Consider the following 25,247-nt stretch of genomic DNA (forward strand, 5'->3'; position numbering starts at 1 on the left):
GCCCATCCTGGGCAGAGTGGCCCACTCACCCAACCGGCAAGGAGAGGTTTCCATGACCAGAGTTGAGGTGTCCGTGCCGTTCCGGGCCGGACAGGAGGGCTACGCGAGCTTCCGTATCCCGGCCGTCGTCGTCAGCGCGGAGGGAACCCTGCTCGCCTTCTGCGAGGGAAGGGTCGGCTCCCGCGACGATTTCGGCCACATCGACATCGTCCTGAAGCGGTCCACGGACGGCGGACTGACCTGGGGGCCGCTCCAGGTGGCCGCCTCGAACGGCGAAGCGCTGGCCGGGAATCCGGCCCCCGTCGTCCTCGACACCGGCAGGATCCTGCTCGTCCACGTCCGCAACGCCGCCCTCGCCACCGAGGACGCCATCCGCCGGGGGAAGGTGAGCGCCGCCGACGGGCGCCGCGTCTGGGTCCGGCACAGCGACGACGACGGCCGCACCTGGTCCAGCCCGCGCGAGATCACCGGGCAGGCGAAGAGAGCGGCCTGGCGCTGGTACGCCACGACCCCGGGCCACGCCCTCCGGCTGACCGGCGGCCGGGTCGTCGTACCCGCCAACCACTCCCTGCCGCCGACCGGCACGGACACCGGCACCGAGGGCAAGTACAACGGCGGGCACTGTCTGCTCAGCGACGACCACGGGGCGACCTGGCGCATCGGGTACGTCGACGACAACCCCGGCAACTACATCAACGTGAACGAGACCGCCGCCGCCGAACTCCCCGACGGCCGCGTCTACTTCAACACCCGCAACGACTCCACCGCCCCCGGCAACCGCGCCGACGCGTACTCGCGGGACGGCGGCCGGACCCTGGTCAAACCCTTCCGCCCGCAGGCCGGCCTCGCCGGTCCCGTCGTCGAGGGCAGCCTGCTCCAGCTCCGTGAACCCGACATGCTCCTCTACTCGGGCCCCGCCGACCCCGGCTTCCGCGCCCTGATGACGGTCCGCGCCAGCACCGACGACGGCGTCACCTGGCGGACGGCACACACCGTCGACGGACTGCCCGCCGCGTACTCCGATCTCGTCCGCGTCGACGACGACACGGTCGGACTCCTCTACGAGACGGGCGACTTCAGCGCGTACGAGACGATCACGTTCCGGCGGATCCCCGTGACAGCCCTCACGTGAGCGGTGCCGGCCCGGAGCACGCACGTAAAGTCGGCCCCATGACCTCTACCTCCACTGACAGTGCACAGAAGGCCCCCGCCAAGGACCCCTGGGACCTTCCCGATGTCTCCGGGCTCGTCGTCGGCGTGCTCGGCGGCACCGGTCCGCAGGGCAAGGGTCTCGCCTACCGGCTGGCCCGGGCCGGACAGAAGGTGATCATCGGTTCACGGGCCGCGGAGCGCGCGCAGGCCGCCGCCGACGAGCTGGGACACGGCGTCGAGGGCGCCGACAACGCCGAGACCGCCCGCCGCAGCGACATCGTGATCGTCGCCGTGCCGTGGGACGGACACGGCAAGACGCTGGAGTCGCTGCGCGAGGAACTGGCCGGCAAGCTCGTCGTCGACTGCGTCAACCCGCTCGGCTTCGACAAGAAGGGCGCGTACGCGCTGAAGCCCGAGGAGGGCAGCGCCGCCGAACAGGCCGCCGCGCTGCTGCCGGACTCCCGCGTCACCGCCGCCTTCCACCACCTGTCGGCCGTGCTGCTCCAGGACCCCGAGATCGAGGAGATCGACACCGACGTGATGGTGCTCGGCGAGGAGCGGGCGGACGTCGAGATCGTCCAGGCGCTGGCCGGCCGCATCCCCGGCATGCGCGGCATCTTCTCCGGACGGCTGCGCAACGCCCACCAGGTCGAGTCGCTGGTGGCGAACCTGATCTCGGTGAACCGCCGCTACAAGGCACACGCGGGCCTGCGCCTCACCGACCTGTAGGACCGTGTCGGGGTGCCCGGCGGACGTGGGGGACACTGGAGCCGAGCAGTGTCCCCCTCCGGGACCGCGCGCCGCGGCGCCGGCCCCCGGAGATCCCCGACAGGAGCAGACCCCATGTCCCGACTCGCCCTCTACGCCCTCGTCGTCTGCGTGCTCGCCACGGCGGCGGCGGTCGTCTCCTTCGTCCAGGGCAGCTGGCTGGGGATCGTATGGGTACTGCTCGCGGGCCTGTCGTCCAACATGACCTGGTACTACCTGCGCCGCGACCGGATGCGGCGCAAGGCGTCCTCCGTCACTGGCTGACCGAGCAGTACTGGTCGGTCTCCGTCCAGAACCGGTAGAGGTTCTGCCCGCAGTACGTGCGGATCTCGTCGATATCCAGGGCCCGCAGCAGCGCGTCGATCGCGTCGAAGAACTGGTTGTTCACCTCGGGGATCCACAGGATCGCGAAGACGAAGAGCAGCCCGAAGGGCGCGTACGGCTCCACCTGCCGACGGATCTTGTACGACAGCCAGGGCTCGATGACGCCGTAGCCGTCCAGGCCCGGGATCGGCAGGAAGTTCAGCAGCGCGGCCGTGACCTGCAACATCGCCAGGAACGCGAGCGCGTACTGGAAGTCCGCCGGTACGCCGTCCAGCGCGTCCAGCCAGAACGGGGCGGTGCAGACCACGGCGAACAGCACGTTCGTCAGCGGCCCCGCCGCCGAGATCAGGCTGTGCTTCCAGCGGCCCCGGATGCGGCTCCGCTCGATGAACACCGCGCCACCGGGCAGACCGATGCCGCCCATGATGACGAAGAGAACCGGCAGCACGATGCTGAGCAGCGCGTGCGTGTACTTCAGCGGGTTCAGGGTCAGATAGCCCTTCGCGCCGATCGAGATGTCGCCGCTGTGCAGGGCGGTGCGCGCGTGCGCGTACTCGTGCAGACAGAGCGAGACGATCCACGCGGCCGTCACGAACAGGAAGACGGCGACACCGGGCTGCTCGGCGAAGCCGGTCCAGGTGGCCCAGCCGGTCACCGCCGCGACGGCCACGATCCCGAGGAAGACCGGACTGATCCGCCGGTCGCTGTGCCGGCCTGTGGCGGTGGTCATGGGGTGGGGCTCCCTGGAATGTTCGAACGGGCTGGGCGTGCCGGGTAGACCGTACCGGTGGTGTGGAGGGAACGTCCTACGGAGGGTCGGAGGTTCCTGCGGCCCTCCATCCGCGTCCCCGGTCCGTTCTCGGCCACCCCCGGTTCATGCCGGTCCGAAATCCGGGGCGGGGCCGGGTCGCCGACAGGGACAATGGTCTGCGTGCGCTATCGCATCCTCGGCACCACCCAGGCACTCCGTACCGACGGCACCCTCGTTCCGGTCGGCGGGGCGCGGCTGCGCGCCCTGCTGACGGTGCTCGCCCTGCGCCCCGGCCGGACCGTGTCCGTGGGTGTGCTGGTCGACGAGGTCTGGGGCGCCGACCCTCCCGCCGACGCCCCGGGCGCGCTGCAGGCCCTGGTGGGCCGGTTGCGCAGGGCACTGGGCGCGGACGCGATCGGCTCCGACGAGGGCGGCTACCGGCTGCGCGCCGCGGCCGACGACGTCGACCTGCACTGGTTCGAACGGCTCGCGGGCGAAGGCTCCCGCGCGCTGGCCGACGGCGACCCCGGCAAGGCGGCCGTCATCCTGGACGACGCCCTCGCCCTCTGGCAGGGCCCGCCCCTCGCCGACCTCCCGGACCGTACGGCGGAGTCGTCGCGCTGGGAGGCCCGCCGGCTCGACGCCCGGCGCGCCCGGCTCGGCGCCGCCCTCGCCCTCGGCCACGCCGAACAGTCCCTGCCCGACCTCACCGCCCTCTGCGACACCCACCCCCTCGACGAACCCCTCCAGGTGCTGCGCCTGCGGGCCCTGCGCGACGCGGGCCGCGCGGCGGAGGCCCTGGCCGCCTACGAGTCCGTACGCCGCCTGCTGGCCGACCGCCTGGGCACCGACCCGGGCCCGGAACTACAGGCCCTGCACGCGGAACTACTGACCGGCCCCCCGGCGTTCATCAAGGGCGCGGGGAACGGCGCGCCTCACGGCCCCACCCCCTTCAGGGGCGCGGGGAACGGCGCACCAGGCCTCCACGGAGCCGCACCTGCCGGCGGCGCGACAGCCCCGCATCGCAGCAGGGGCGCGGGGAACGGCGCACCAAGTCCCCACGGGCCCGCACCACGCGAACGCCCCGCGCCACGCGGCAACCTCCGAGCCCGGCTCACCTCCTTCGTGGGCCGGGACACCGACCTGACGGCCATCCGCGGAGACCTCGCGGCGGCCCGGCTCGTCACCCTGCTCGGACCGGGCGGCGCCGGGAAGACCCGGCTGTCGCAGGAGGCGGCGGAGAGCGCCGCCCAGGACCTGCCGGACGGGGTGTGGCTGGCCGAACTCGCCCCCGTCACCGACCCGGACGCCGTCCCCGAGGCCGTCCTCACCGCGGTCGGCGCGCGGGAGACCGTGCTGCGCAGCGCCGGGGCCGAGGAGATGCGCGTCGTCACCGACCGGCACGACGACCCGCTCGTGCGGCTCACCGAGCACTGCGCCAAACGCCGCATGCTGATCGTCCTCGACAACTGCGAACACGTCGTGGACGCCGCCGCCCGCCTCGTCGAGCAGCTCCTCGAACGCTGCCCCGGACTGACCGTACTGGCCACGAGCCGCGAACCCCTCGGCGTACCGGGGGAGTTGCTGCGGCCCGTCGAGCCGCTGCCCGAGCCGTACGCGCTCCAGCTGCTCGCCGACCGGGGCGCGGCGGCCCGGCCCGGTTTCCGGATCGAGGACGACCCGGAGGCCGCCGCCGAGATCTGCCGGCGCCTGGACGGACTGCCGCTCGCCATCGAACTCGCCGCGGCCCGGCTGCGGATGCTCACCCCGCGCCAGATCGCCGACCGCCTCGACAACCGCTTCCGCCTGCTCACCTCCGGCAGCCGTACGGTCCTGCCGCGCCAGCAGACGCTGCGGGCCGTCGTCGACTGGTCCTGGGACCTGCTGGACGAGGACGAACGCGACGTACTGCGGCGGCTGTCCGTCTTCGCGGGCGGCTGCGACCTCACCGCCGCCGAGGCCGTCTGCGGACCCGCCGCGCTGGAGGCCCTCGGCTCCCTCGTCGACAAGTCCCTCGTGGTGGCGGCCCCTTCGGGCAAGGGATCGGCCAAGGGCGTGGACAAGGGATCGGACAAGGCCACGGGTTCGGGTTCGGGTTCGGGCCAGGGGGAAGGCGCAGGCGGGGTCGCGGACCCGGTCCGGACTTCGGGCCCGCGCCCGGGCCCGGGTGACGGCGAGATGCGCTACCGGCTCCTGGAGACCGTCGCCGAGTACGCCGGACAGCGGCTCGACGCGTGCGGCGAGCGCCCCGCGACCGAGCGCGCCCACCTCACGTACTACCGCGAACTCGCCCGCACCACCGACCCGTTGCTGCGCGGCCCGAGTCAGCGCGAGGCGATCGAACTCCTCCAGCTCGAAGGCGAGAACACACGGGTTGCACTCCAGCGCGCCGTCGCCGCGGGCGACGAGCAGGAGGCGCTCTGCCTCGTCCTCTCCCTCGCCTGGTACTGGCAGATCCGCGACCTGCGGATGATCACCCGCAACTGGACGCGGGAGGTCATGGCGATGGGCCCCGACCCGTTCGCGCCCCCCACCGAGCACGCGGTCCCGCTGTACGAGTCGTGCATCGCCGACCCGCCGCCCATGAGCCCCGACGTCCTCGTCGAGGCGAGGCGCGGCGTCCATCTCCTGCACCTCGCCTGTATGGACCTGGAACTGGACACCTGGCAGACACCGGAGGCCGAGGCCAAGCTGCGCGCCGTCAACGAGGCCTACGAGCCCGGCCTCCCGCAGGTCTGCCGCAACCCCGGCTACCTCTGGTTCTTCGCGGTGCTGCTGACCGGCGACCTGGACCGGCTGCGCCGGGTCATCGACGCGAGCGTGGAGACCTGCCGTGCGCTCGGCACCCGCTGGGAGCTGGCCGTCGCCCTGCAGATGCGCGCCAACATGCTCGCCAACCGTGCCGACTGGGCGGGCGACGCGACCCGTGACGCCGACGAGTCGCTGGAGCTGTTCGTGGGCCTCGAAGACGCCTGGGGCGCCGCCGAGGCGCTCTCCGCGCGTGGCGAGGCCCATGAGCGCAAGGGCGAGTACCAGCTCGCCGCGACGGACTACGAGACGGCCATCGCCCACGCCGAACGCCTCGGCGCCCGCGCCCAGGTGGCCATCCTCAGCACCCGGCTGGGCAGCGTGCTCATCGACGCCGGCGAGACCGGTCGGGGCGAGCGGCTGCTGCGCGAGGTCCTGGAACAGGGCGACGGCACCCACAACGAGGCCATGCCCGGGGCCCGGCTCTTCCTCGCGATGTGGCTCGGCCGCACCGGCCGCGTCGCCGAGGCCAGGGAGCAGATGGAGCGGCTGTGGGACGACTTCGCCGCCGTACGGTTCGTGGTCTTCGACGGGTTCGTGATGGGCGTGGACGCCTGGCTGGACTCGCAGGAGGGCCTGTACGACGAGGCCGTGGTGAAGGTGCGCGGCGCCCTGGAGCGGGCCAAGGACCCCCTGACCCAGATGATCGCGCCGCACATGTTCTCGGCGCATCTGACCACCGCGGCCATCGCACTGGCCGGGATCGACGGCGGCCGGCGCGCCGGGGACGCCGCACGGTGCCTGGGCGCCGCCGACGGACTCCTGCCGCCCGGCCACTTCCGGGCCGTCGTGGAGCACGAGATGCGCTCCCAGGCCGAGACGGCGACGCGCCGGGTCCTCGACGACCCGGCGTACGACGACGCGTACACGCAGGGCGGCGGCCTCTCCTTCGAGGAGGCCGCCGCCCTGGTCTGACGCGAGAGGGTCCTCGTGTCAGGTCTTGGTGCGGTACTTGTGGATGGCGACCGGGGCCATCACCACGGTGATGACGAGCGACCACAGCAGCGTGATCATGACGTCGTGGGCGACCGGCTGGCCGCCGTTCATCAGACCCCGGGCCGCGTCCGCGAGGGACGACAGCGGGTTGTAGTCGGTGAACGTCTGCAGCCAGCCCGGCATGGTGGACGGCGGCGAGAAGATCGACGACCCGAACTGCAGGGGCATCAGCACGAGGAACCCCATTCCCTGGATGGCCTGGGCGTTCTTCATCACCACGCCCATGGTCAGAAAGATCCACATGATGGACGAGCCGAAGACCAGGGCCAGTCCGATGGCGGCGAACAGACCGGGGACGTTCGACACGGACAGACCGAGCAGGAAGCCGACCCCGAGCAGGATCGCCGTGGCGAGCAGCAGCCGGCCTATCTCGACCATGATCTTGGCGATCAGGACCGAGGCGCGGGAGATCGGCAGCGACCGGAAGCGGTCCATGACCCCCGTCTGGAAGTCCTGGTTGAAACCGGTGCCCACGCCCATGGCGATGTTCATGCCCATCATCGCCATCAGGCCGGGGACGACGTAGTTGACGTACTCGTCCTGGTTGCCCTTGCCGGCGATGGCGCCGCCGAAGACGAACACGAAGAGCAGCGTGAAGACGATCGGCATCAGGATGACGTCGAACATCGACTCGGGGTCCTGGCGGATCCACAGCACGTTGCGGCGGATCAGGGCGCTGATGTGCCGCAGATGGGCGCGCGGGCCGACGTGCGGATCGTCGCCGGTGTCGAGCGCCGCGGGTTTGTCGATGACGGTGGCGGCGCTCATACGGCGGCCTCCTCGTAGGACTCGTGGGAGCGGTCGGCCGGGGTGTCCCGCGGGTCGCCCGGACCGGTCGGTTCGGATGCGCGGTGGCCGGTGAGGGAGAGGAACACCTCGTCCAGGCTGGGCAGTTCGGTGCTGAGGCCCGCGAGGGTGATGCCGCGGGCGGTGAGCGCGCCGACCACGGCGGTCAGCTGCTCGTCGCTGAGGATCGGCACGAGGACCGTGCCGGTGGCGATGTCCACGGTGGCGTTGCCCGGGCCCGTGAGGCCGAACTCGTCCAGCGCGGCGGCCGTGGGGCGCAGCTCCAGCGGGTCGGCCGGGCGGATGCGCAGGGTGCGTCCGCCGACCTTCGCCTTCAGCTCGTCGATACCGCCGTTGGCGATGACCCGGCCGCGGTCGATGACCGTCAGCTCGTTGGCGAGCTGCTCGGCCTCCTCCATGTACTGCGTGGTGAGCAGCACGGTGACACCGTCGCCGACCATCCGCTTGACCTCGCCCCACACCTCTTTCCGCGTACGGGGGTCCAGGCCGGTCGTCGGCTCGTCCAGGAAGAGGACGGTCGGACTGCCGATCATGGACGCGGCGAGGTCGAGGCGCCGCCGCATGCCTCCGGAGTACGTGCTCGCCGGGCGCTTGCTCGCCTCGGTGAGCGAGAAGCGCTCCAGGAGTTCGTCCGCACGGGTGCGGGCGTCCTTGCGGGTCAGGTCGAGGAGCCGCCCGATCAGATAGAGGTTCTCGCGCCCGGAGAGCTTCTCGTCCACGGAGGCGTACTGGCCGGTGAGGCCTATCACCCGGCGCAGGCGGCGCGGCTGGCGCACGACGTCGAAGCCGGCGACCGTGGCGTGGCCCGAGTCCGGGACGAGGAGGGTGGACATGATGCGGACGAGGGTCGTCTTGCCGGCGCCGTTGGGGCCGAGCACGCCGCGGACCGTGCCCTCGCGCACGTCCAGGTCCACGCCGTCCAGTGCTTTGGTCTCGCCGTAGTGCTTGACCAGTCCCCGTACGCTCACGGCGTCGGGGCGGCCGTGGCCGTCATGCCGGGGCTCGTTGTCGATTCGCGTCATGCCCCCAACGTCGCACCCCCCACCGACAAACCACCGACACCGGACCGACAGCCGCGCGCGGGGGTGGGTGCGGCCCCCAACACCTGCGCAGTTCCCCGCGCCCCAAAAAAAACCAAAAGACTGCGCCGTTCCCCGCGCCCCCAAAGACGAAAAGACTGCGCAGTTCCCCGCGCCCCTAGGTGCCTAGGGGCGCGGGGAACTGCGCAGCGGGGGCGAGGGGGCGGAGCCCCCATGCAGGGACGGGAATGGGTAGGGGCGGCGGGGGCGAGGGAAAAACGGCAGCCCGCCGACGGGGGAAATCGGCGGGCTGCCTCCGTGCCGCAGTGGCTTGGTGGATCTAGTGGCGCTAGTGGCGCTGGTGGCGCTGGTGGCGCTGGTGGCGCTGGTGGCGCCAGTGGAAGCTAGTGGACGGAGTGTTCCTCCTGCGGGAACGTTCCGCCCACGACATCGTCGGCGAACGCCTTCGCGGCAGACCCCATGACCTGCCGAAGATCCGCGTACTGCTTCACGAACCGCGGCATCTTGCCCCCCGTGAGCCCGAGCATGTCGGTCCACACAAGAACCTGCGCGTCCGTCTCGGCCCCCGCCCCGATCCCGACGGTAGGAATGTGCAGCACCCGAGTAACCTCCGCCGCCAACTCCGCCGGCACAAGCTCCAGTACCACCGCGAACGCCCCCGCGTCCTGCACGGCCTTGGCATCGCGCAGCAACTGCTGAGCGGCCTCCTCGCCACGCCCCTGCACCCGGTATCCCATGGAGTTCACGGACTGCGGCGTGAGCCCGATGTGCGCCATCACGGGGATACCCGACTCCACGAGCAGCTTGATCTGCTCGTGCGAGCGCTCACCGCCCTCCAGCTTCACGGCCCCGACCCCGGCGTCCTTCACCAGCCGCATGGCCGACCGCAGCGCCTGCACGGGCCCCTCCTGGTACGACCCGAACGGCAGGTCGCCCACGATGAGGGCGCGCGAGGTGCCGCGTACGACGGCGGCCGACAGCATGGTCATCTCGTCGAGGGTGACGGGCACGGTGGTCTCGTAGCCCAGGTGACAGTTGCCCGCGGAGTCGCCGACGAGCATGACCGGGATGCCGGCCTCGTCGAAGACGGACGCGGTCATCGCGTCGTACGCGGTGAGCATCGGCCACTTCTCGCCGCGCTCCTTGGCCACCGTGATGTCGCGGACAGTGATACGGCGTGTGCCCTTGCCTCCGTACAGCGCCCTGTTGCTGCTGTCGGTGGTGTTCTGGGCAGCCGAGAACTGCGTCATTGCAACGGCTCCTTCTGTCATCTCGAAGCGCCCTGACGGCGTCTCCGGATCCCCTCCATGGTGGCACCTCGTGCCACAGAACGGCTAGAGGGGTCACCGTGGCCCTCGTCTCCGCGGCCGAGCCCGGTGTCCTGGCCCCAAGCCGACCTCCAGGGCTCGTAAGGTCTCGGTAAAGGATTCCAATACGAGACGGTCTCGTATCGAATCTCGCCTAGCCTTTTCGGTATGACAACTCCTGCCGACACCGCTCCCCGGATACCGGAGGCCGTGCACCGACGACGCTGGGCGATCCTCGGCGTCCTGATGCTGAGCCTGCTGATCGTCGTTCTCGACAACTCGATCCTGAACGTCGCGATCAAGACCATCTCGACGCCCGCCCCGACCGGTCTGGGAGCCACCCAGAGCGAGCTGGAATGGGCCATCAACTCGTACACCCTCGTCTTCGCGGGCCTGCTCTTCTCCGCCGGTCTCCTCGGCGACCGGCTCGGCCGCAAGAAGGTGCTGCTCGGCGGCCTCCTCGTCTTCGGGATCGGCTCGGCGCTCGCCGCCTCCTCCGGCTCCCCGGTCGAGCTGATCTCGTTCCGCGCGGTGATGGGCCTCGGGGCCGCCTTCGTGATGCCGGCCACGCTCGCCGTCCTCATGAACGTCTTCGAGCGCGACGAGCAGCCGAAGGCGATCGGCATCTGGGCGGGCGGTGTCGGCCTCGCCATCGCCATCGGCCCGATCACCGGAGGGGTCCTGCTCGACCACTTCTGGTGGGGTTCCGTCTTCCTCATCAACGTGCCGATCGTGGTCGTGGCGCTCGGCCTGATGATCTGGCTCGTCCCCGACTCCCGCGACCCGAAGCCGGGCCGCATCGACCCGGTGGGCGTGGTGCTGTCCGTCATCGGCCTCGTCCTGCTGGTGTACGGCATCATCAAGGGCGGCCAGCTCGCCGACTTCACGGACGTCAAGGTCCTCGCGACCATCGGCGCCGGACTCGCCGTACTCGTCGGCTTCGTCGTGCACGAGAAGCGCAGCGACCACCCGTCGATCGACATCGACTACTTCAAGAACAAGGTCTTCTCCGCCGCGATCTCCGCCATAGCGCTCGTCTTCTTCGCGCTGATGGGCGTGACCTTCTTCTCCGTCTTCTACACGCAGAGCGTGCGCGGTTACTCGCCCCTGCAGACCGGTCTGCTGATGCTGCCGCTGGCCGTCGCGCAGCTCGTCTTCGCGCCGCGTGCCCGGCTGGTCGTGGACCGCTTCGGCAACCGGGCCACCACGACCGCCGGCATGCTCACCATCGCCGCCATGCTGGCCGCGTTCGCCGCGCTGGACGCGGACACGCCGATCTGGATCCTGGAAGTCATCTTCTTCCTGATGGGCACGGGAATGGCGCACATCATGACGCCGACCAGCGTCGTGATCATGCAGGCTCTGCCCCGCGAGAAGGCGGGCTCGGCCTCCGCGCTCAGCAACACGTTCCGCCAGGTCGGCGGCGCGCTCGGCATCGCCGTACTCGGCTCGGTCCTCTCCGCCGCGTACCGCTCGGGCATCGAGGACAAGCTGCCCCCGGCCGCGCGGCACGAGGCGGGCGAGTCCATCGAGGCGACCCTCGGCTTCGCCGCGAAGCTGGGCCCGAAGGGTGACGCCCTGATCACCCCGGCCAACGACGCCTTCCTCCACGCCATGCACGTAACGTCCCTGTGCGGCGCGGCAGTAGCGGTCGTAGGCGCGGCAGTCGTCTACCTCTTCCTCCCGGGCCGCACCCCCACCCAGACAGAAAAAGAACCGCAACTAATAACCACCGACCACTGAGCCACCGAAAAGGGGCGCGGGGAACGGCGCAGCCCTTTGGCCTTTAGGGGCGGCGGGGAACGGCGCAATCTTTCGGCTTTTGAGGGCGCGGGGAACGGCGCAGTCTTGTGGCTTTCAGGGGCGCGGGGAACGGCGCAGTCTTTTCGCCTTCAGGGGGCGCGGGCAGACGGCGCGCCCCCAAGACACACCCGCACACAACCAACCAGGGACAATCAGCCCAGTCGGCGGAACGGCAGAAGCAACAGCCAAGAGAGCGGAGCGAACTCGTGGACGGCGTGGACCAAGACCCGGCCAAGGCCGGACGAGGACGCGGCGCCGCCGCCAGAGGCCGCCCCCGCAGCGAGGCGGTGGAACGCTCCATCATCGAGGGCGTCATGCGCCTCCTGGAGGAGGGCGTCCCGCTCGCGGAGATCTCCATAGAGCGAGTCGCCCGCATCGCCGGTGTGGGCAAGGCCACCATCTACCGTCGCTGGAGCGGCCGCGAAGAACTCTTCTGCGACGTACTGCGCACCGCCGAACCGCCCGACCCGCAACTCCCCGGCACGTCCATGCGCGACGACCTGATCGTCATACTCGAATCGCTGCGGCGACGCGGCCTGGTCACCCGCTCCTCGGCGATCATGCACAACGTCTACGCGCAGATGAAGAGCAGCCCCAAGCTGTGGAAGGTCTACCACGCGGCCGTCATCGAACCGCGCCGCCTGATGACGCTCGACGTCCTGCGGCGCGGCCAGGCGAACGGCGAGTTCCGCGCGGACGTCGACGTCGAACTGGCCAACGACCTCTTCGTGGGCCCCATGCTCGTCCGCGCGGTCATCCGTCCGGACGCGGGCCTTGAGGAGGGGCTGTCCGAACGGATCGTCGACACGGTCCTGACGGGACTGGGTCCCGCAACCCCCGTTGCCACCCCCGAGTGAATATGCGCGTTCCGTCACAGACCACCCCACCTGGCCCGCCGCCGGAACTCGCCGCGCCCTCCCGGTCGTCCTTGTGCCCGTACGGCCGCCGTGCGGCGGCGGGAACGATGGCGATCATCCCCTAGGGTCTTAGGGCGCGGGGATGATGCGAACGGCAGTTGGTGAGGCGACGGTATGGCGCAGGCGTACATGACGGAGACGGGCAGCGGCGGCCAGGGGCCCGACCGCAGAGGCACCCGGTTCCACCGCCTGCTGACATCGCTCCGTACCGACCGGGGCATCTGGCGGCGGGGGATCGTGCTCGCCGCGTTCGCCCTCGTGCTCGCCCTGGTGATGGCGCTGCACGCGCAGATCCCGAACAGGATCGGCAACCTCGGCAGCCTCCTGGAAACGTTCCTGCCCTGGCTGGGGCTGGCCGTCCCGGTGCTGCTCGTCCTCGCGCTGATCCGCAGGTCCGCGACCGCGCTGATCGCCGTGCTGCTGCCCGCGATCATCTGGGTCAACCTCTTCGGCGGGCTGCTCGTCGACAGGACGGGCTCCGGCGGGGACCTCACCGTCGCCACGCACAACGTCAACGCGGACAACCCCGACCCGGAGGGCACGGCCCGTGACGTGGCCGCCTCCGAGGCGGACGTGGTGGCCCTGGAGGAACTGACCACCTCGGCGGTCCCGGTCTACGAGAAGGCCCTCGCGTCGACGTACAAGTACCACTCCGTGCAGGGCACGGTCGGCCTGTGGAGCAAGTACCCGCTGAGCGGGGCCGCCCCCGTCGACATCAAGCTCGGCTGGACCCGCGCGATGCGGGCCACCGTCACCGCGCCCGACGGGCAGCTCGCGGTGTACGTGGCGCACCTGCCCTCCGTTCGGGTGAAGATGGAGGCCGGTTTCACCGCGCGGCAGCGCGACAAGAGCGCCGACGCGCTGGGCGAGGCCATCGCCGACGAGAAGCTGCCGGACATCGCCCTCCTCGGTGATCTGAACGGCACGATGAACGACCGCGCGCTGAACGGCGTCACCTCGCAGATGCGCTCCGCGCAGGGCGCGGCGGGCAGCGGCTTCGGGTTCAGCTGGCCGGCGTCGTTCCCGATGGCGCGGATCGACCAGATCATGGTCAAGGGCGTCGAGCCGGTCACCTCCTGGACCCTCCCGGAGACGGGCAGCGACCATCTTCCGATCGCCGCCCGCGTGAAGCTGTCGGCAACCGGCTCGTAACCCCTGGGAATACTGGGACTGGGAGGCTTTGTTCCGCAGGTGAACATAAACTGCACGGAACACCGCTCTCCCTTGTGAAAGGTCCCTCATGCCCCTGGCCCTGCTCGCCCTCGCCGTGGGCGCCTTCGGCATCGGCACCACCGAGTTCGTGATGATGGGGCTGCTGCCCGACGTCGCGGACGACCTGAACATCTCGATCCCCACCGCGGGCCACCTCGTCTCGGCGTACGCGATCGGCGTCGTCGTCGGCGCCCCGCTGCTCGCGGCGGTCACCGCGCGCATGGCCCGGCGCAAGGTGCTGATCGGGCTGATGGTGCTGTTCGTCGTGGGCAACACGCTCTCGGCGTTCGCCCCCGACAACACCTCACTGCTCGCGGCCCGCTTCCTGAGCGGTCTGCCCCACGGCGCGTTCTTCGGTGTGGGCGCCGTCGTCGCCACCGGCATGGTCTCCGCCGAGCGCAAGGCCCGCGCGGTCTCGCTGATGTTCCTCGGCCTGACCATCGCGAACATCGCGGGCGTCCCCGCCGCGACCCTCATCGGCCAGCAGTTCGGCTGGCGCGCCACCTTCCTCGGCGTCAGTGTGATCGGCCTGGCGGCCATCGCCTCCCTGGCGCTGCTCCTGCCCCGGACCTCCGAGCACGACTCCGCCGCGACCGGCCTGCGCGGCGAACTGGCGGCGCTCAAGTCGCTCCCGGTCTGGCTGGCCCTCGGCACGACCGTCGCGGGCTTCGGCGCGCTGTTCTCGGCGTACAGCTACATCACGCCGATGCTGACGGACTCCGCCGGGTACGCCGACTCCAGCGTGACCCTGCTGCTCGCGCTGTTCGGCGTGGGCGCGACGGCGGGCAACCTGCTCGGCGGGCGCCTGGCGGACCGCTCGATGCGCGGCACGTTGTTCGGCGGCCTGGTCTCCCTGGTGGCGGTCCTGGCCCTCTTCCCGCTCATGATGGGCACGGCGTGGAGTGCGCCGCTCGCGGTGGTGCTGCTCGGTGCGGCGGCGTTCATGACCAGCTCCCCGCTCCTCCTCATGGTCATGGAGAAGGCGTCCTCGGCCCCGTCCCTGGCCTCCTCCGCCAACCAGGCGGCCTTCAACCTCGCGAACGCCGGCGGCGCGTGGATCGGCGGGCTGGCCCTCGCGGCGGGTTACGGCGTCACGTCCCCGGCGCTCGCGGGCGCGGTCCTGGCGGTCCTGGGCCTCGGCGTGGCGGCCCTCGCCTACGCCGTGGACCGCCGCCGTGGCACGACGCCCTCGGGCCGCATAGTGGCGACGCACACCCCGCGCCAGGTGGAGACCCCGGCCCACCACTGACGGCTCCGCCCACGGCAGGGGACGGCGCGCCCCGTCGACCCCTGCGGACGCGCCGCGGCCTCTCGCGCAGTTCCCCGCGCTCCGGGGGGGGGAGGGGCTGCGCCCCGTCCCCCACCGCCCCGCGAGGGGGATGACGCGGCCCGTCGGCGTCTGCGGATGCGTCGTGGTCACCTGCGCAGTTCCCCGCGCCCCTTAGGGAGGGGCTGCGCCCCGTCCTCCGCCGCCCCGCGAGGGGGATGACGCGGCCCATCGGCGTCTGCGGATGCGTCGTGCCCGACGGGCACCCTCCCACCCGGCGCCCTCGCGAGCGGGCGCGTCTTTGGGGGCGGGGGGAACTGCGCGGCCAGCTAAGGCGGACCCGCACCCCCTCGGCGGTCACCCTCCCACCGGGCGCCTCCGCGGGGCGGGCGCGGCTTCAAGGGGCGCGGGGAACTGCGCGGCCAGCCCCGAGGTGCCCGCACCCTCCCGCGATGCGCCCCCACCGGGGCGCCCTCCGGGGGTGGCCCCACCCATCGCGTCGCTTTGACGATTACACTGGCCCCGTGCCTCAACTACGTCTCGCTCTGAATCAGATCGACTCGACCGTCGGCGATCTCGCCGGGAACGCCGAGGCGGTCGTCCGCTGGACCCGGCACTCCGCCGAGCAGGGAGCGCACCTCGTGGCGTTCCCCGAGATGGTGCTGACCGGGTACCCCGTCGAGGACCTCGCCCTGCGGTCGTCCTTCGTGGAGGCGTCCCGCGCGGCCCTGCACGCGCTCGCCGCACGGCTCGCCGAGGAGGGGTTCGGGGAGTTGCCGGTCGTCGTCGGCTACCTCGACCGCTCCGAGAAGGCCCAGCCCCGCTACGGCCAGCCGGCCGGCGCCCCGCGGAACGCCGCGGCGGTGCTGCACCGCGGCGAGGTGGTCCTCACCTTCGCCAAGCACCACCTGCCGAACTACGGCGTCTTCGACGAGTTCCGCTACTTCGTACCCGGCGACACCCTGCCGGTCGTACGGGTGCACGGCATCGACGTCGCGCTCGCCATCTGCGAGGACCTCTGGCAGGACGGCGGGCGCGTCCCGGCGACCCGTTCCGCCGGAGCGGGCCTGCTGCTGTCCATCAACGCCTCGCCGTACGAGCGCGACAAGGACGACACCCGCCTCGACCTCGTGCGCAAGCGCGCGCAGGAGGCCGGCTGTACGACCGCCTATCTGGCCATGATCGGCGGCCAGGACGAGCTGGTCTTCGACGGTGACTCGATCGTCGTCGACCGGCACGGGGAGGTCGTCGCGCGGGCGCCGCAGTTCTCGGAGGGGTGTGTCGTCCTGGACCTGGACCTGCCCGGCGCTGCCGCCGAGGCCCCGTCGGGGGTCGTGGACGACGGGCTGCGTATCGACCATCTCGTCATCTCCGACGAGCCGTTGCCGCCGTACGAGGCGGAGCTGTCCGGCGGGTACGCCGAGCGGCTCGACGCGGACGAGGAGGTGTACTCCGCGCTCGTGGTGGGGCTGCGGGCGTACGCGGCGAAGAACGGTTTCCGCTCCGTGCTGATCGGGCTCTCGGGCGGTATCGACTCCGCGCTCGTCGCCGCGATCGCCTGCGACGCGCTCGGCGCGCAGAACGTGTACGGCGTGTCGATGCCGTCCAAATACTCCTCGGACCACTCCCGGGGCGACGCGGCCGAGCTGGCGCGGCGGACGGGGCTCAACTTCCGGACCGTGCCGATCGAGCCGATGTTCGACGCGTACATGGGGTCGCTGGGGCTCACCGGGCTCGCCGAGGAGAACCTGCAGTCGCGGCTGCGCGGCACCATGCTGATGGCCCTGTCCAACCAGGAGGGGCACATCGTGCTGGCGCCGGGCAACAAGTCCGAGCTGGCGGTGGGGTATTCGACGCTGTACGGGGACTCCGTGGGGGCGTACGGGCCGATCAAGGACGTCTACAAGACGTCGGTCTTCCGGCTCGCCGAGTGGCGCAACCGGGCCGCCGCCGAGCGGGGGCAGACTCCGCCGATCCCGGAGAACTCGATCTCCAAGCCGCCGAGTGCGGAGTTGCGGCCGGGGCAGGTCGACACGGACTCGCTGCCGGACTACCCCGTGCTGGACGCGATTCTGGAGCTGTACGTCGACCGGGACACGGGGGCCGATGCGATCGTGGCCGCGGGGTTCGATCGTGAGGTCGTGACGAAGACGCTTCGGATGGTGGATACGGCGGAGTACAAGCGGCGGCAGTATCCGCCGGGGACGAAGATCTCGGCGAAGGGGTTCGGCAAGGACCGCCGGCTCCCGATCACAAGCCTCTGGCGCGAGAGCGTGTGAGGAAAGGGGCGCCCTTTGTTTAAGGGGGCGCCCTTTTCTTGCCTGCCTGATGCCGGGCTCATCGTCCACGGCGGGCCCGGTGGGGGCCGGCCGCGCAGTCCCCCGCGCCCCTGAAGACGCCTCGCCCTGCTTTTAGAGGCGCGGGGAACTGCGCGCTCAGCGGCCATGGGCCTGCAGCCGTCCTGCGGCGTGCACTCTGGTCCCGTTTTTTTGGGGGGCGCGGGGAACTGCGCGCTCAGCCCTCATCGGCCTGCAGCCGCTCTACGACGTGCGCCCTCGGCCCCGTCCGCGAGGGGCGTGGGGAACTGCGCGACCAGCCCCCACCGACGCGCAGGCAAAGACGTGCGAGGCGGCCCCCTCGGCCCCACCATGGACGTCAATGACAACGTCCCGTCCGTTCGCGACCGCCGTCCTCCTCAGCCTGGCCGCCCTTGTCTACTCCGCGTGGGTCATGGAGGTCGTCCTCCCGACAGCCCTCCACCCGGCCCGCACCTACGTGAGTGAACTGGCCGCGACCGACCAGCCGTACACCACCCTGTTCCGCACGACGGACCTGGTCGCGGGCGCGCTCGCCGCAGCCGCCGCCACCCTGCTGTCCGTCCCGACGCGGACGCGGACGCGTCCCCGCAGGGGGCCGGTCGCGCGGACAGGCGCAGCCGCGCTCCTCCTCTTCGGTGTCGCCACCGCCGTCGACTCCCGGCTCCCGCTCAGCTGCACCCCCACCACCGACCCGGAATGCGCTACGAGGGAGACCGCGGGCCTGGTCCCCTGGGCCCACGACGCCCACACCGTGAGCAGCACGATCGCCCTGTGCGCCATCCTCGTCGCCATGGCGACCCTCACCCGCACGGTCCGCCACGGCCCGGCCCTGCTCGCGCTCGAACTGGCCGCCACCGCCTGGACGCTGGCCGCGATCGCCGCCCTGGAGACGGGCCACGACGGCTGGGGCCTCGGCATCGCGCAGCGCCTCCAGGTCGGCGTCATCGCGATCTGGCTGGGCGTACTCGCCGTCTCCCTCCTCCGCGCCCCGACCCACGACGCACCCCTCCCCGCCCACCGCCCTCTCCGCGAAGCGGACGTCCGCCCATGACCTTCGTCCGCATCGACGGGATCCCGCATCACATCCGAGTCGACGGCACCGGAACCAGTACGAGTACCGGCGCCGGCCCGCCCGTCTGTCTGCTCAGCGGCGGGCTGGGCATGTGCTGGTTCGACTGGGACCTCGTGGTGCCGCTCCTCACCCCGTACCGCACCGTCGTCCGGTTCGACCGCCCCGGCCTCGGGCTCAGCGGCCCCGGCCCCGCCCCCGCGCACGCGTGGCCCACGCTCACCGGCGAGGCGCAGCGCATCGCGCGCGTGCTCGACGCGGCCGGTGTCCACACGCCCGTCACCGTGGTCGGGCACTCGCTCGCCGGTTTCCACTGCGAGGCCTTCGCACGGCTGTACCCGGAGCGGACGGCCGGACTCGTCCTGGTCGACTCCAGCGTCGAGGAGGAACCACGCCCGAGCCGCGCCCCCGCCCTCCGGAACGCCGCCACGCGCGCGTGCGGCTCGCTGCTGGCCGGCGCGGGCCTCCCACGGGCACTCGGCCCACTCCTGCGGCGTACCGCGGTCAGGACCGTACGCCGGAGCCGGAACGGCCGCGGTGACCCCGCCCCGTACGACCTCGTCCGGCGCGCCTACTCCACCAGCCGCTCCCTGCGGGGCGCCCTCGCCGAGAACGCGACCTACCGGGACCAGGCGGTCGAGCTGGACCGGCTACGGGAGCGGCCTCTCCCGGACGTACCCGTCACCGTCCTGGCCGCCCACGCCGACGGGGAGAGCGGTGCGCGACGCTGGCTCGACCGGCAGGAACGTCTCGCCGAGGGCCTCGGCGGCACCTTCCGCGTCGCCGCCCCCGCGGGTCACCTCGTCATGCTCGACCGCCCCCAGGACGTGGCGGCGGCGGTCCTGGACGAACCGGTGCGCCCGTTCCCCGCCGGCCAGGAAGAGGAGCGGACGCACCGGAGATGAGGAGCCACGCAGGCTCAGCGGTTCACCGACTCAGCGGCGGTACGAGGTCACGTAACCCGGCGCGGGCGAACCCACCCCGGTGACGTCGTCGTACCCCCGCACGGCCTTCAGGCTGCTGTCCTTGCCGAGGCTGCGGACCGAGGTCAACAGGCCCTCCGACGCGTCGAAGGCGTTGACGAAGTCGACGCGCGCGACCGCGAGATCGCGGCCCGTGGGGCGGTCCGTGACGTCGTGGTACAGCTTCGTGTCGTAGCGGTCGTAGATCGCCGGGTTGGCGAACCCGATGGCGTGCCCGCCGCGCGCCTGCTGGGCGAGCGCCTGGATGCCCGCGACGACCGGCGAGGCGAGCGAGGTGCCGCCGATGCGGTACTCGTCGTACCCCTGCGTCCCGTCCGGGAAGGTCTGCGTCTGCCCGACCAGGAACCCGGTGTTGGGGTCGGCGATCGCGGCGATGTCGGGAACCGTACGCATGGCCTGCCCGCCGTTCGCCTTCGCCAGCCGCGACGGCACGACACCGCGCTGGTAGAACGGCTGCTTCACCGTCGCGCTCGTCCCGCCGCCCGCGCCCGAGGTGTACGCGCCCGGGAAGTCCGTCCAGCTCTTCCCGTCGTCGGACAGCGTGGCCTTGAGCGTGCCCCAGCCCGTCTCCCACTTGTACGTGTCGCCCTTGCCGACGGCGAGCGAGGTGCCGCCGACCGCCGTCACCCACGCCGAGTTGGCGGGCGTGTCGACCTGCTTCGTACCGGTGTTGGCGACCTCGTCGCCGTTGTCGCCGGACGAGAAGTAGAAGCCGATGCCCTCGATGGCGCCCAGCTGGAACACCTGGTCGTAGGCGGCGGCGAGGTCCGGCGTCTGGTTGGCCTCGATGTCGCCCCAGGAGTTGGAGACGATGTCGGCGAGGTGGCCGTCGACGATTCTGCCGAGGGAGTCGAGCAGGTCGTCGTCGTAGCAGGACGCGGCGCCCACGTAGACGATGTCCGAGGCGGGCGCGACCGCGTGCACGGCCTCGACGTCGAGGGTCTCCTCGCCGTACCAGCCCGCCGCCCCGCACTCCTCGGTCCGCGTGTACTCACCGGGCAGCACCTGCGTCAACTGGCCGCCGCGGTACGCCGCGTCACCGTGCTTACGCGCGTACGTGGCGGCGTCGGCCGCGATCGTCGGCGAGGCGTAGGCGTCCGTGATCGCCACGGTCACGCCCTTGCCGGTCGCCTTCCCGGCCCCGTACGCGGCCCGCAACTGCTTGCCGGTGTACCCCTTCACGGCGTACGGCACCTTCGTGCCGTACGCGCCGGGCAGCGTCGTCGCGGTCTTGGAGCCGTAGTACGACGAGAACGGCCCGGCGTTGTGGAACACGGCGTCCGGCGGCGGCAGCGTGTCGGAGTGGTCCGCCTTGTGCGGGGCGTTGTCCAGGCCGGTCACGGTGAGGACGGCGCCGTTCAGCCCGGCGGGCGCGGAGGCGGCCTTCGACGGCGCCCGGTAGGTCTTCTTGCCCTTGGCGTAGTTGTGCAACTGCGTGCCGAACGCCTTCTCCGCGTCCGCCACTTCACCGGTCACCGACACGTAGTGCGTGCTCGTGCCGGTCACGGTCAGCCCCGCCGACTTCAGCCAGGCGGTCACCGCGGCGACCTGCGCCTCACTCGCGCCGAAACGGGCCTGGGCCTGCCGCGCGGTGAGGTACTTCCCGTACGAGGCCGACGACGGGTCGGAGACGGCGGTGGCGTAGGCGCTCAGGCCCGCCGCGTCCCGTCCGGCGAGGTAGACCCGGGCCGTGACCCGGGAACTGTCCGCCGTGGCCCCCTTGTCCGCCCCGGCCGTGGCCCACAGGGGCTTGGTGCCCTGGAGCGTGTCACGGCCGGCCGGACCGTCGGAGGCGTGGGCCGCGGGTATGCCCAGGGCCAGCGCGCCGGCGAGCAGCGGCAGGGTCGCCGCCATGCTCACACCGGCGCGCACCGCGGCGCGATTGGATCTCATGGAACCCCCAAAGGATCACTGGATGGGGGTCACTCTTGCGATGAACCGTTCATGCCAGGGGAATGGCCGGGACATGGCTGGCCCAAAATCAACCCAAGGAACCGTATGAGAGGGGGATTTGGGGTGCCCTGCCCGATACGCCACGCGATGGGTCGTGGCCGACATCGACCGGGTCGCGCCCCAAGGCCGGAAAGCGTCAGTGCAGCGGCTTGGCGCCGCGCTGCTTCAACAGGTCGGAGATCAGCTTCATCTCGGACTCCTGGGCCTGCACCATGCCCTGCGCGAGCCGCCGCTCCACACCCACCTGGCAGCGCTCCACACACCCCTTGGCCATGTGCACACCGCCCACGTGGTGGGCGTACATGAGCTGCAGATAGCGGACTTCCGCCGCCTTGCCGGTCAGCTTGCGCAGCGCGTCCATCTCCGTGTTGGTCGCCATGCCCGGCATCAGCGCGCCGTCCTCGCCGGTCCCCATGCCGGCCATGCCCATCCACTCCATGGGCTCGTCGGCTGACACCTTGGGCAGCTCCCACAGGTCCAGCCAGCCGAGCATCATGCCGCGCTGGTTGGCCTGGGTCTGCGCGATGTCGTACGCGAGACGGCGCACCTCCTCGTCGTCGGTGAGGTCGCGCACGATGTACGACATCTCGACGGCCTGCTGGTGGTGCACCGACATGTCACGGGCGAAGCCCGCGTCCGCCGAGTCCGCCGCCGGCGGCCTCATCCCGGAGTCGTCCCCGTCGGCGACCGCGTACGTGATCGCCCCGGCCGCCACGAGAACGGCCGCGGCGGCTCCCGCTATCCAGCCCGCGGACTTCGTCCTGCTCACTTCGACAGACCGTTGGTGCAGGCCGCGCCCGGCTCGGGCGTCTGCTTGCCCTGGACGTACGTCTCGAAGAAGGTGCCGACGTCCGGGTCGCTCGCACCCTTGACCGTCCGCTGGTGACCCCACGCGGAGAGCATGATCGGGTCCTTCTGGTCCTCGACGGGGCTCATCAGCGAGTACGGCGTCTTCTTGACCTTCTCGGCGAGCGCCTTCACGTCGGCGTCGGACGCCTTGCTGTTGTACGTCACCCAGACCGCGCCGTGCTCCAGCGAGTGCACGGCGTTCTCGTTCTTGATCGCGTCTTCGTAGACGTCGCCGTTGCAGTTCATCCAGACCTGGTTGTGGTCACCGCCGACCGGGGGCTCCATCGGGTAGTCCACGTCCTTGGTGACGTGGTTCTGCGTGAGCTTGGTGCTCCACTTCTTCACGCCGTCCTTGCCCGTGACGAACTTCCCCGAAGCGGACTTCGAGTCGCTCGCCGCGCTGTCCTTGTCGTCGGACTGCGAGTTGATCAGGAACGCGCCACCGGCGACGAGACCGGCGACGACGATCACGCTGGCGGCGATCGTGAGAACCCGGTTACGGCGCTCGCGGGACTGCTCGGCGCGCCGCATCTCCTCTATCCGCGCTTTGCGCGACGTGGTGTCTGTCTTCTTGGCGGAGCCCATGGGGTGGTCCTTCTGGGGGAAAGGGGCAGTGGAGTGGTGTGCTGATCGTAGTGGGGGAGGAGGGGTTCCAGGTGGGGAGCCCGGGGGATTGGCGCGGGCAGTCCATGGGATTGGCCAAATGGGCCGGGCGCGGAGGGCCTTGGTCCCTCCGCGCCCGACCCATAATTTGAACGCGGAATGCGCATTATCTACGCTGCCGGTATGCGGCTGCTGCGATCGACCGACCTGGCTCTGCGCGTCCTGATGCGGCTGGCTGTCGCCGACGAGGGGGCTGTGCCGACCACGCCGACCACGCGGGACGTCTCGGCGGCCATGGAGGTGCCGTACACGCACGCCGCGAAGGTCGTCGCCGAGCTGCAGCACCTCGGACTGCTCTCCGCGCGGCGGGGGCGAGGGGGTGGGCTCGCGCTCACGGAGGCGGGGCGTACGGCGTCCGTGGGGGCGGTTGTGCGGGCCTTCGAGGGGGAGGGGGATGTCGTCGACTGCGAGGGGGCGTCGCCGTGTCCGTTGCACACGGGGTGCCGGTTGCGGGTCGCCCTGCGGCGGGCCCAGGAGGCGTTCTACGCCTCCTTGGACCCGCTGACCATCACGGACATGGTGGCTGCGCCGACGGGCCCGCTGCTCCTGAACATCACGATGAAGTAGGGGCGCACCCAAAAGACTGCGCAGTTCCCCGCGCCCCTATGGGGCACTCGGGTCTGGCGCTCGGCTGCGGGCGCCGTTCCCCGCACCCGCGCCCCGTCAGGGACGCGGGGAACTGCGCAGTCGTTGGTTTTTAGGGGCGCGGGGAACTGCGCGGACAGTACCCATCGGCCCGCGGCTACCGCGTCGCGCCGCCCGTGTCGGCCAGCCACAGGTCCGGGCCGAACACCTCGTAGTGGATGTCAGCAGGTGAGACCCCCTTCTCAAGAAGCTGACCCCGCACAGCCCGCATGAAGGGCAGCGGCCCGCACAGGTACGCCCGCGTATCCGGCGCGACGGCCACCCCGGAAAGGTCGACCAGCCCCACGCGGTCCGGGCCGACGGGATGCCCCGCCCCCGGCCGCTCGTACCAGAAGTGCGCGACCCCGTCCGCAAGCTTCCCCGCGTACGCCTCGTGCTCCTCCCGCAGAGCGTGCTCCGCGGGAGACCGGTCCGCGTGCACCACGGTCACCGGCCCTCGATGACCGGTCGCCACGAGCTGCTCCAGCATCGCGATCATCGGCGTCACGCCGATCCCCGCGGACGCGAGCAGCACCGGCGTCCTCGGGTCGGCGTCGAGGACCAGATCCCCGTACGGGGCGGACACTTCGAGCGTGCTGCCGACGTGCACACGCGCGTGGAGGTGGCTGGAGACCTCCCCGTCGGGCGCCGCCCCACCGCGCACCCGCTTCACGCCGATCCGGCGTACGGACGAGCCGGGTGCGCCGATGAGGCTGTACTGGCGCGTCTGGAGGGCCCCGTCCGGCAGTTCGACGCGTACGGAGACGTACTGGCCGGCCCGGAAGGCGGGCGCGGGGGCGCCGTCGGCCGGGCGGATCAGGAAGGTGGCCACGTCGGCGGTCTCCTCGACACGGTCGACGACCTCCCAGCTGCGCCGACCCCCCAGCCCCTCAGCCTCGGCTCCGGCGTACAGGCGCTTCTCGATGGCGATGAGCGCGTTCGCCATCAGCCAGTACACCTCGGTCCAGGCGGCGGCGACCGCAGGGGTGATCGCCTCGCCGAGGACGTCGGCGATGGCGGCGAAGAGGTACGTGTGGACGACCGGGTACTGCGCGGGTGCGATGCCCAGGGACGCGTGCTTGTGCGCGATGCGGTTCAGCATCGCGTCGGGCCGTACGTCCGGCCGTTCGACGAGCTGGGTGGCGAAGGCGGCGAAGGCGCCCGCCAGGGCCTGGCGCTGGACCCCGGAGGACTGGTTGCCGCGGTTGAAGAGGTCGCGCAGCAGTTCGGGGTGGGCCGCGAAGAGGCCTGCGTAGAAGCGGTCGCTGATCTCTCCCAGGGCCCCGCCGACGGCGGGAAGGGTGGCGCGGACGGTGGCGGCGGACTGCTCGGACAGCATCGGGGCTCCTCAAGCTCGATCGACTGCTCGACTGCCCGCACCGTATTAAAACTTGCATCTAAGATGCAAGTTATAGAGGGGGGTTGGTGAGTGTCGGGGAGTGCGGGGAAGGTGACGGAGAGACGCCAGTGGTCGGCCATTTCATGTGGGCCGCTCAGCGGGCAAGATGGGCGTCAGTGCAGTACACCTGCCGTGTGCGAGGCGTTCGGGCGCAGGTCGGCCGGACGATCGGGGCCCGCAACGCGCATGAAATGCTGATGTGGTGTGATGCGCAGGTGCCCGACCGCCTCCCTGGGA

Annotated in this window: 20 protein-coding genes; 12 read left to right on the top strand and 8 right to left on the bottom strand. The window is 71.4% G+C overall.

Annotated features, from left to right (window positions below; all coding sequences use genetic code 11):
- Positions 1-52 precede the first annotated feature (52 nt).
- The 3 genes from IE278_RS30195 to IE278_RS30205 all read left to right on the top strand — a co-directional run bounded on the left by IE278_RS30195 (position 53) and on the right by IE278_RS30205 (position 2,184).
- The gene (locus IE278_RS30195; protein ID WP_246570842.1) at positions 53-1,132 is read left to right on the top strand and encodes a sialidase family protein; all 1,080 of its coding nucleotides are present in this window, start codon (positions 53-55) and stop codon (positions 1,130-1,132) included.
- 38 nt (positions 1,133-1,170) lie between these two features.
- Positions 1,171-1,881, top strand: coding sequence for an NADPH-dependent F420 reductase (gene npdG / locus IE278_RS30200; protein WP_107018355.1), 711 nt, complete (start codon positions 1,171-1,173; stop codon positions 1,879-1,881).
- A 114-nt stretch (positions 1,882-1,995) separates the two neighbouring features.
- On the top strand, positions 1,996-2,184 hold the full coding sequence (locus IE278_RS30205) for a hypothetical protein (protein WP_189776498.1): 189 nt from the start codon (positions 1,996-1,998) through the stop codon (positions 2,182-2,184).
- On the opposite strand, the gene IE278_RS30210 is transcribed toward IE278_RS30205, so the two are convergent.
- The gene (locus tag IE278_RS30210; RefSeq protein WP_189776500.1) at positions 2,174-2,974 is read right to left on the bottom strand and encodes a site-2 protease family protein; all 801 of its coding nucleotides are present in this window, start codon (positions 2,972-2,974) and stop codon (positions 2,174-2,176) included. The two genes, IE278_RS30205 and IE278_RS30210, sit on opposite strands and share 11 nt — an antisense overlap.
- A 192-nt stretch (positions 2,975-3,166) precedes the next feature.
- Here IE278_RS30210 and IE278_RS30215 point away from each other — a divergent pair, with 192 nt between their 5' ends.
- The gene (locus IE278_RS30215; protein WP_189776502.1) at positions 3,167-6,718 is read left to right on the top strand and encodes an AfsR/SARP family transcriptional regulator; all 3,552 of its coding nucleotides are present in this window, start codon (positions 3,167-3,169) and stop codon (positions 6,716-6,718) included.
- 18 nt (positions 6,719-6,736) lie between these two features.
- Here the strand turns inward: IE278_RS30215 and IE278_RS30220 are convergent, their stop codons facing one another.
- The 3 genes from IE278_RS30220 to panB form a co-directional block, all read right to left on the bottom strand.
- On the bottom strand, positions 6,737-7,567 hold the full coding sequence (locus IE278_RS30220) for an ABC transporter permease (RefSeq protein WP_189776504.1): 831 nt from the start codon (positions 7,565-7,567) through the stop codon (positions 6,737-6,739).
- Positions 7,564-8,628, bottom strand: coding sequence for an ATP-binding cassette domain-containing protein (locus IE278_RS30225; RefSeq protein WP_189776512.1), 1,065 nt, complete (start codon positions 8,626-8,628; stop codon positions 7,564-7,566). Before IE278_RS30225 ends, IE278_RS30220 begins: the two co-directional genes overlap by 4 nt.
- A gap of 401 nt (positions 8,629-9,029) precedes the next feature.
- On the bottom strand, positions 9,030-9,896 hold the full coding sequence (gene panB, locus IE278_RS30230) for a 3-methyl-2-oxobutanoate hydroxymethyltransferase (protein WP_189776514.1): 867 nt from the start codon (positions 9,894-9,896) through the stop codon (positions 9,030-9,032).
- Positions 9,897-10,121: 225 nt separating this feature from the next.
- On the opposite strand from panB, the gene IE278_RS30235 reads away from it, so the two are divergent.
- The 7 genes from IE278_RS30235 (at position 10,122) to IE278_RS30265 (ending at position 19,444) form a co-directional block, all read left to right on the top strand.
- Positions 10,122-11,696, top strand: coding sequence for an MFS transporter (locus tag IE278_RS30235; RefSeq protein WP_189776516.1), 1,575 nt, complete (start codon positions 10,122-10,124; stop codon positions 11,694-11,696).
- A gap of 266 nt (positions 11,697-11,962) precedes the next feature.
- Positions 11,963-12,613, top strand: a complete 651-nt coding sequence (locus tag IE278_RS30240) for a TetR/AcrR family transcriptional regulator (RefSeq protein ID WP_246570845.1) — start codon at positions 11,963-11,965, stop codon at positions 12,611-12,613.
- Positions 12,614-12,787: 174 nt separating this feature from the next.
- A complete protein-coding gene (locus tag IE278_RS30245) occupies positions 12,788-13,825 on the top strand; it encodes an endonuclease/exonuclease/phosphatase family protein (RefSeq protein WP_189776518.1) in 1,038 nt (345 codons plus the stop codon).
- 88 nt (positions 13,826-13,913) lie between these two features.
- Positions 13,914-15,134, top strand: coding sequence for an MFS transporter (locus IE278_RS30250; RefSeq protein WP_189776520.1), 1,221 nt, complete (start codon positions 13,914-13,916; stop codon positions 15,132-15,134).
- Positions 15,135-15,676: 542 nt separating this feature from the next.
- Positions 15,677-17,431, top strand: a complete 1,755-nt coding sequence (locus IE278_RS30255) for an NAD+ synthase (RefSeq protein ID WP_189776522.1) — start codon at positions 15,677-15,679, stop codon at positions 17,429-17,431.
- Between the two features lie 379 nt (positions 17,432-17,810).
- Positions 17,811-18,521, top strand: a complete 711-nt coding sequence (locus tag IE278_RS30260; RefSeq protein WP_189776524.1) for a DUF998 domain-containing protein — start codon at positions 17,811-17,813, stop codon at positions 18,519-18,521.
- Complete coding sequence (locus IE278_RS30265) at positions 18,518-19,444, top strand: alpha/beta fold hydrolase (protein WP_189776526.1); 927 nt, start codon at positions 18,518-18,520, stop codon at positions 19,442-19,444. Before IE278_RS30260 ends, IE278_RS30265 begins: the two co-directional genes overlap by 4 nt.
- A 30-nt stretch (positions 19,445-19,474) precedes the next feature.
- Here the strand turns inward: IE278_RS30265 and IE278_RS30270 are convergent, their stop codons facing one another.
- From IE278_RS30270 to IE278_RS30280, 3 genes are all read right to left on the bottom strand, one after another.
- On the bottom strand, positions 19,475-21,415 hold the full coding sequence (locus IE278_RS30270; protein WP_189776528.1) for a S53 family peptidase: 1,941 nt from the start codon (positions 21,413-21,415) through the stop codon (positions 19,475-19,477).
- 196 nt (positions 21,416-21,611) lie between these two features.
- Positions 21,612-22,244: a DUF305 domain-containing protein gene (locus tag IE278_RS30275; RefSeq protein WP_246570848.1), complete on the bottom strand. Its 633-nt coding sequence runs from the start codon at positions 22,242-22,244 to the stop codon at positions 21,612-21,614.
- Positions 22,241-22,909, bottom strand: coding sequence for a thioredoxin-like domain-containing protein (locus IE278_RS30280; protein ID WP_189776530.1), 669 nt, complete (start codon positions 22,907-22,909; stop codon positions 22,241-22,243). Before IE278_RS30280 ends, IE278_RS30275 begins: the two co-directional genes overlap by 4 nt.
- Before the next feature lie 201 nt (positions 22,910-23,110).
- Between IE278_RS30280 and IE278_RS30285 the strand changes: the two genes are divergently transcribed.
- Positions 23,111-23,554: an RrF2 family transcriptional regulator gene (locus IE278_RS30285; RefSeq protein ID WP_189776532.1), complete on the top strand. Its 444-nt coding sequence runs from the start codon at positions 23,111-23,113 to the stop codon at positions 23,552-23,554.
- 175 nt (positions 23,555-23,729) lie between these two features.
- Here the strand turns inward: IE278_RS30285 and IE278_RS30290 are convergent, their stop codons facing one another.
- Positions 23,730-24,950: a globin domain-containing protein gene (locus IE278_RS30290; RefSeq protein ID WP_189776534.1), complete on the bottom strand. Its 1,221-nt coding sequence runs from the start codon at positions 24,948-24,950 to the stop codon at positions 23,730-23,732.
- Between the last annotated feature and the right edge of the window lie 297 nt (positions 24,951-25,247).

Origin of the sequence: Streptomyces tauricus (assembly GCF_014650955.1) — a bacterium.
GTDB classification, from domain to species: Bacteria; Actinomycetota; Actinomycetes; order Streptomycetales; family Streptomycetaceae; genus Streptomyces; species Streptomyces tauricus.